6 protein-coding genes and 1 pseudogene are annotated in these 6,066 nt (G+C 69.3%); 5 read left to right on the top strand and 2 right to left on the bottom strand.

What is annotated here, in order from left to right; translation table 11 throughout:
• A pseudogene (locus ACFV0T_RS42040) lies at positions 1-250 on the bottom strand (hypothetical protein); the annotation flags it as partial.
• Between the two features lie 669 nt (positions 251-919).
• On the opposite strand from ACFV0T_RS42040, the gene ACFV0T_RS42035 reads away from it, so the two are divergent.
• Positions 920-1,579 (top strand): MSMEG_1061 family FMN-dependent PPOX-type flavoprotein, encoded by a 660-nt coding sequence (locus ACFV0T_RS42035; RefSeq protein WP_385790820.1) that lies wholly within the window; start codon positions 920-922, stop codon positions 1,577-1,579.
• 96 nt (positions 1,580-1,675) lie between these two features.
• Positions 1,676-2,302 (top strand): DUF6461 domain-containing protein, encoded by a 627-nt coding sequence (locus ACFV0T_RS42030; RefSeq protein WP_385790818.1) that lies wholly within the window; start codon positions 1,676-1,678, stop codon positions 2,300-2,302.
• Between the two features lie 219 nt (positions 2,303-2,521).
• Here the strand turns inward: ACFV0T_RS42030 and ACFV0T_RS42025 are convergent, their stop codons facing one another.
• Positions 2,522-3,109 carry a GNAT family N-acetyltransferase gene (locus ACFV0T_RS42025; RefSeq protein WP_385790816.1) on the bottom strand — a complete coding sequence of 196 codons (588 nt, stop codon included), beginning with the start codon at positions 3,107-3,109 and terminating at the stop codon, positions 2,522-2,524.
• Positions 3,110-3,535: 426 nt separating this feature from the next.
• Here ACFV0T_RS42025 and ACFV0T_RS42020 point away from each other — a divergent pair, with 426 nt between their 5' ends.
• The 3 genes from ACFV0T_RS42020 (at position 3,536) to ACFV0T_RS42010 (ending at position 5,944) form a co-directional block, all read left to right on the top strand.
• Positions 3,536-4,192, top strand: coding sequence for an RNA polymerase sigma factor (locus ACFV0T_RS42020; RefSeq protein WP_385790814.1), 657 nt, complete (start codon positions 3,536-3,538; stop codon positions 4,190-4,192).
• On the top strand, positions 4,185-5,126 hold the full coding sequence (locus ACFV0T_RS42015; protein ID WP_385790812.1) for a CU044_5270 family protein: 942 nt from the start codon (positions 4,185-4,187) through the stop codon (positions 5,124-5,126). The genes ACFV0T_RS42020 and ACFV0T_RS42015 overlap by 8 nt, the downstream gene beginning before the upstream one ends.
• A 443-nt stretch (positions 5,127-5,569) precedes the next feature.
• Complete coding sequence (locus ACFV0T_RS42010; RefSeq protein WP_385790811.1) at positions 5,570-5,944, top strand: hypothetical protein; 375 nt, start codon at positions 5,570-5,572, stop codon at positions 5,942-5,944.
• Positions 5,945-6,066: the final 122 nt, after the last annotated feature.

Here is a 6,066-nt window from a genome sequence, read left to right as displayed (position 1 = left end):
GCCGCACCCGGCGTCCGGGTGCGGCCCCGCAGCGGTGAGGGAGGGCGGCTCGGTCAGCGCGGCACGTGAAGCCGGGCTTGGCCTGGCGCGCCTTGGAGCTGGTCATGGCCGTGTTGATGCGGCCGTATTCGGCCTGGTGCTCGCTCCTGAGGTGGCCGGCGGCACGATGCGCACGGTCCGCGGCACCGGTCAGCCGCTTGCAGCCGCCGACGACCCGGCCGAAGGCCTCGCCGACGTCAGCGACGGCCACGACATGCGCCGGGTCGGCCTCCGCAGCCGCACACAGCTCCGCGACACGGACCGCAGCATGGGCCGGGACCGCGAGTCGGCGCGGAGTCGGGCCGGAGGGCGTCAGCACGTCGGTGAGCCGGTCGAGCAGGGCGTCGAGCGCGGCGTGTCCGTCGTCGACCGCGTCTCTCGTCCGCGGTCAGGGGATGTTCGCGAGCGTCTTCTCCAGGTTCTCCTGCGCTTCGGGCAGTTGGTCCTGGCTCGAGTCCTTCGGAGCGTAGAAGTCGCACTGCGCGCAGGCCATCCGTTATTGGCACTGCTCGAAGAACGTGCAGGAGAGTTAGTCGTGTTCCAGGTCGTAGTACTGCCACGGCTCGCCGGCCGCGGCGGCTCCCGAGGTGACGCGTCGCGGTCGCCCAGGACCTCGATCGTGCGCGCGTTGCGGGCGAAGTGGCCGGCGTCGTCGTAGGCGCGGGTCGGCGTCGTGGGACTGATCTGGGCACAATAGGCAGTGGATTGCGGTGAGCGGTGTCCGAGCCAGGCCTGCAGTTCGAACAGGGTCATCGGCTCTTTTGCGTTGTAGAGCCGGCTGGCGACGGTGGAGCGGGCGCGGTGGCTGGTGGTCGTGCCGCGCACATCGGCGGCCTGGAGCCCGGCCTTGCGGCACGGTCGGCCCATTAGGGTCGGGGGCATGACGTCACCCTTTGCCGGCAGTGCCTTCGACTCGCTCCGCCTCGACGCCGTGCCCGACCAGGAGGCGCTGCGCCGGGCCTACGAACTCCCCGGCGACGCGGCCATACGCAAGCAGATGACCGAACTCACCGAGCAGACCCGGCGGTTGATCGGCTGTTCATCGCTGGTCCTGGTCGCCAGCGCGGACGCCGAGGGCAATTGTGACGTTTCCCCGCGTGGCGGCCCCGCCGGGTTCGTCGCCGTCCTGGACGCACGGACGGTGGCGATACCGGACGCGACCGGCAACAAGCGGCTGGACACCCTGCAGAACGTCGTCGCCACCGGACGGGCCGGGCTGCTGTTCGTCATCCCGGGGCGTACCACGACGCTCAGGGTGAACGGCCGGGCCTGCGTCTCCACCCGCCCTGAGTTGCTGTCGCAGCTGACCGCCGTGGGCAAGCCGCCGGCCAGTGCGCTGGTGCTGGGGATCGAGGAGGTCTACCCGCACTGCCCCAAGTCGCTCCTGCGCAGCGGGGCCTGGAAGCCGGAGCAGTGGCTGCCGGTGGACGCCCAGCCGACCTCGGCCGAGGTGACGCTGGCCCAGTTGCGGATGCCGGAGCTGACGATCGCTGACATCGAGCAGGCGGAGTCGGATTCGCTGAAGTACCGGTTCGAGTAACGGGCCGACCGGCGATCGCTGAACCACCATCCCGCCGGACCCCCACACCAGCACGCCCCGAGATCGATCGCGGGGCATCCCGTGAGGAGCGAAGGCATGCCCGTCGGCATTCGGTGGCTAGCCGATCTGGAGGACTGTAGGTCCAGCGTGGTGTTCGCACGCGGGATATCCGCGCAGGAACTGGCGGTGCGCATGGGAGGCGACCGGGACGGAGCGACCCAGCCGATCACCGACGCCGAAGCGTGGGACCTTGGCGAGTGGTATCGCGCGGCCGAGGATGGTGATGGCGTTGTACGTGTCGGAGAGCATGGAGGCTGGTCGTTCGCTCTGGAGTACGGCGATTCGACCGGTGGGGACCGGCTGGCAGAGGTCTCCCGCAAGGGTGCCGAAGCAGTCCACTACGTGCCGATGCAAGAGCATCCGCCGGCCACCGTCTTTTACGCTCGGGACGGGGTGGAACTCTGCGGCTTCGGGCTGGGCGAGGAAATTTGGCGCTGGGGCCGGGAGCCTGACCTGCTGCTTCCAGACCTCGTCGCCGGACACGTACTACAGCCCGACGGCACCACCCTCATCGCGCATGAACGCCAGCCCTACGCGGACACCTACCGGCGTACCCTCGGCGTGATTGAGCAGCGGTTCGGCCTCTCGCTCTCCCCGGGCTACCTCAAGGAAGCCCGCCTGCCGGCGTATGCAGTTCGCGGGACCCCCGACATGCACGTCTGAGTGGACGCGGCGGAGCGGCGCTTTCCCCGATCCCCCGGATCCGCCGGCTGCTGCCGGGGCACCGCGAGAGCGTGGTCCTGGACAGCCGCCCGCTCGCGGTCCCGGCTGGGCAAGATCACCGGCGGGCGGCAGGCGCTCACATCGCATTTCTTGCGGGCCGGCCGGCAAAGAGGAGCATCGGCGCATTCACGTCCGAGGCCCGCCGGGGTGACCAGCCGTTCATGGCCGAGACGCCGGTAGGGGCCGCGCCGCGGGATGCCGGCGCGCCGACGTGACCGGGGACCACACGCCCATCCACTGTTCGGCGCCCCACTCCTCGAACCGTTGGACCTCCGTGAACCCCAGCTTCGCCGCGAGGCGCATCGAGCGGTCGTTGGCGGTCTGGGTGCAGAGCACCACAGGCTCGCCGGGAAGCGCGTCGGCGAACCAGCCGAGCGCCGCCGCGCACGCCTCGGCGGCGTATCCGTGTCCCCATGCCTCCGGAAGCAACAAGTAGCCGAGCTCGGCCTCCCCGGCATCCGGACGGACACGACTCCGATGTTCCGCGTCTGGCCGGTTGAGCTCGATGGTGCCGATCATGGCGCCGTCGAGCTCGATCACGAAACGGCCCGGGCGCCTGTCGGGCGTCTCGGGCAACCTGCGCTCGCACTCATCACGCGGTCGAGGACCACCTATGTAGGCACCCACCTCCGGCGAGGCGAACAGCTCGACGAACACCGCACGGTCCCGGGCCTCGGGCTCGCGGAGCACGAGCCGCTCGGTCCTGATCGGGGCAGGTGGCCAAGCGACGGATGCTGGTTCAGCCATGGCGGGCAACCTATCGAACGCCCGCCGGGCGGGAGCCTCGAACTCGGGAACAAGGGGCAACCGCCTTCCGGACCGTCCGACTCGGTCCAATGAGGCGCGTCGCACAACGCCAACCGGACGTTGCGGAACCCCGCTTCCGGACCTCGAAGGGCCGCGGCGGACGTCTTCGAGATACTGGTGTCCGGGAATGCGGCTTGATGACAGCCTCCCTCGCCGACATCGGTGCGGCCGGCCTCCAGGACTTCCCCGAAGACCTCCCGGCCCGCGCCGTGACGTCCGGCGTCATTCAAGTGGGCCACCCATTCGACCCTTTCCCGTGTGGTACAGGTCACATCGCGATGGTGGAACTCACAAGTGGTCATCGACGAACCACTGTTGTCCACGCGAACGACTTCAGGGGAAGTACATGAACCGAAGAGGCAACGAGTGACGCTCTCGCCAGGCGTCGGTACCTGGCCCGGCGCCCTGGACGACCACGAGTCCGACACCGACGCCTCGGTCGTGGAGAAGTCCTGGGAGACACCGGACATGTTCGCCGTACTGTTCGACCGGCACGCCGGCGACATCCACCGCTACGTGGCCAGACGGCTCGGCGTCGACGCGGCCGATGATCTGATGGCCGAGACGTTTGTGGTCGCGTTTCAACAGCGCCGCCGCTACGACCTGGCTCAGCCCCAGGCACGCCCGTGGCTGTACGGCATCGCGACCAATCTCGTCCGACGTCATCGGCGAGTCGAGGCCCGTCGCCTGCGCGCCCTGTCGCGTGCGGCCTCCCTGGCGGCCGGCGGGGAGAACACGGAGGGCGAGCCCATGGAGGACCGGGTCGCCGAGAAAGTCAGCGCCGAACGCGCCTCGCGCGTCCTGGCGGGAGCGCTCGCCAGGTTGCCCGCCCGTCACCGTGACGTCCTGCTCCTCGTCGCCTGGGGTGGCCTCGACTACGCGGAGACGGCGCGGTCCCTGGGCATTCCCGTCGGCACCGTGCGCTCGCGCCTGCACCGGGCACGGGCTCAACTGCGCGGATCCATAGGCACCCAGGACGCCCACCCCGCGGCTGTACCTCACAAGGAGCACGATCATGGATGACCTCACCGGACTGCGCGAATGGGAAACCGGAAACGTCCAGCTCACTCCCCGGGCACGCGCCGCTGCCCAGGCCCGCCTTCTTGGCGCGATCGACCACGAGACGCGTCGAGGCGCACGAAGTGGACTGCCCCGCCGCCTCGTTCTGCGCGGCGCCTTCGTCGGTGCCACCGCCGCCGCCGCGGCAGGCGTCACGGTCGCCGTCACGAGAGACCCCGACGACGCGGCCGCACCGAACCTCACCACGCTCAGCGCGGCCCAGATCCTCCGGAAGGCCGCCGACACTTCGAGAGCCGACCGCGGCCCACTGCCTGTCCCCCGCGACGACCAGTACTTCTACACCAGGACGTACACCGCGCGGACCCCCCGCAACGGCGGCAGAACACGTACCTGGACGGACGAGAGCTGGATGTCCGTCGACGGCTCCAAGCCCTCCAGCCGGCAGGAGTACGGGAAGGTCCACCACGATCCGCCGCTCACCGACCACGAAGTGCAGTGGCCGCCCACCGTCTACACCAAGCTCAAGAAGCTGCCCACCGATCCCGACGAACTCCTCGCGATGTTCCGCCGCGGGCGGCCGGACTCTCCGCAGCGGGACGCGGACACGTTCGGCGAGGTGTGTCTTCTCCTGCAGGGACCACGGGTGATGCCGCCGGGGCTGCAGTCCGCCGCGTTCGAGGCGCTCGCCGACATCCCGCGGGTGCGCATCGACAGGGACGAGGTCGACGTCCTCGGCCGGCACGGAATCGGTGTGTCCTACCCGGGTATCGGCTTCGCCTTCCTCTTCGACCGCGAAACCTACGCGTACCTCGGGCTGCGAGTCGAAGGCTTCACCAACAAGGTGGTGAACGGTCGGTGGCAACGGACCGACCCGTACGAGGAGACGAGGAGTCTCCAGCGGATCGCCGTGGTCGACGGCATCGGCCAACGCCCCTAGTGCCGGATTCATGGCCCGCCGGGTGGGAGCCATGGGGGGGGCGGTTCGGGTGCCCGGAGCGGCCGCACCGGGAAATGCCGAATCGTTCTTTGCCACCATCAAACAGGAGCCGCTCTGCCCAAGTCCCTGACCGAGCCGCTCCCTCGCCCGCACCGGGATCTTCGACCTCATCGAACTAGAGGTCCGGTACCAGCGCTCCGCGAGATCTGCTGCACCAAGTACGGGGCAAACCGCACGGCGGCCGGCTTCAAGTGGCGCCCGGTGAAAGGAACTTCGGGAGCACCACAGGCTGGATCTTCGTACCTGTCCCTTCGTTCTGCCGATTTGACGTATGCCTGATCACGCTGGTGAGCTGTGCGGGCCGGTCGGGGGACGGGTCGAGTACTTCTGCGCTGCCTCTGACTTGGTCGACACCCTGTTCATGGGCAACCAGGAGGAAATGTATGAGGAAAACGGCCAGTCTCTTCGTCGCGGCCGCCGCGACGGCGTCGTTCCTGGGACTGACGGTCCCGACGGCCCAGGCCTACACGTGGTCCTGCGCGGGCGTGCAGGTGCACCGTTGCATCGCCAAGTCCTCGGGCAATGTGACGGTCAAGTTCGAGAACAAATCCAGCTCCGCCATCCGCGGCCAGTTCGGCGTGACCTGCGCGGGCAGCGCGGGCCAGGGCCCCAAGACGCTCAAGAACGGGACGATCTCGGCCAGGAGCGGCTGGAGTTCGATTCTGTACACCTGCCCGGCGGGCCTTCGCGATTCCGCCTTCGGCTGGCGGATCGACCCGCACGGCGACGTGACCTACACCCCGACGATCGGCCTCTGAGGAACGTCCACCACCACACCCCGCAGGTGCGGGGTCACATGCGGAGGTTCTCCAGGCCGTCGCGTCTGACCTCTCGGCACGGGCCCGACAGCCAGGACGTGGCGGCCCCCGCCGCACCGGAC

It is taken from the genome of Streptomyces sp. NPDC059582, from assembly GCF_042735715.1.
Classification (GTDB): Bacteria; Actinomycetota; Actinomycetes; order Streptomycetales; family Streptomycetaceae; genus Streptomyces.
Note: the sequence above shows the minus strand (reverse complement) of the source record. Positions and strands in the feature narration are given on the sequence as shown.

Coding starts and splice junctions, on each gene's coding strand:
- ACFV0T_RS42030 (WP_385790818.1), top strand. CDS start 1,676: ATGCCCGTCGGCATTCGGTGGCTAGCCGATCTGGAGGACTGTAGGTCC.
- ACFV0T_RS42010 (WP_385790811.1), top strand. CDS start 5,570: ATGAGGAAAACGGCCAGTCTCTTCGTCGCGGCCGCCGCGACGGCGTCG.
- ACFV0T_RS42025 (WP_385790816.1), bottom strand. CDS start 3,109: ATGGCTGAACCAGCATCCGTCGCTTGGCCACCTGCCCCGATCAGGACC.
- ACFV0T_RS42035 (WP_385790820.1), top strand. CDS start 920: ATGACGTCACCCTTTGCCGGCAGTGCCTTCGACTCGCTCCGCCTCGAC.
- ACFV0T_RS42015 (WP_385790812.1), top strand. CDS start 4,185: ATGGATGACCTCACCGGACTGCGCGAATGGGAAACCGGAAACGTCCAG.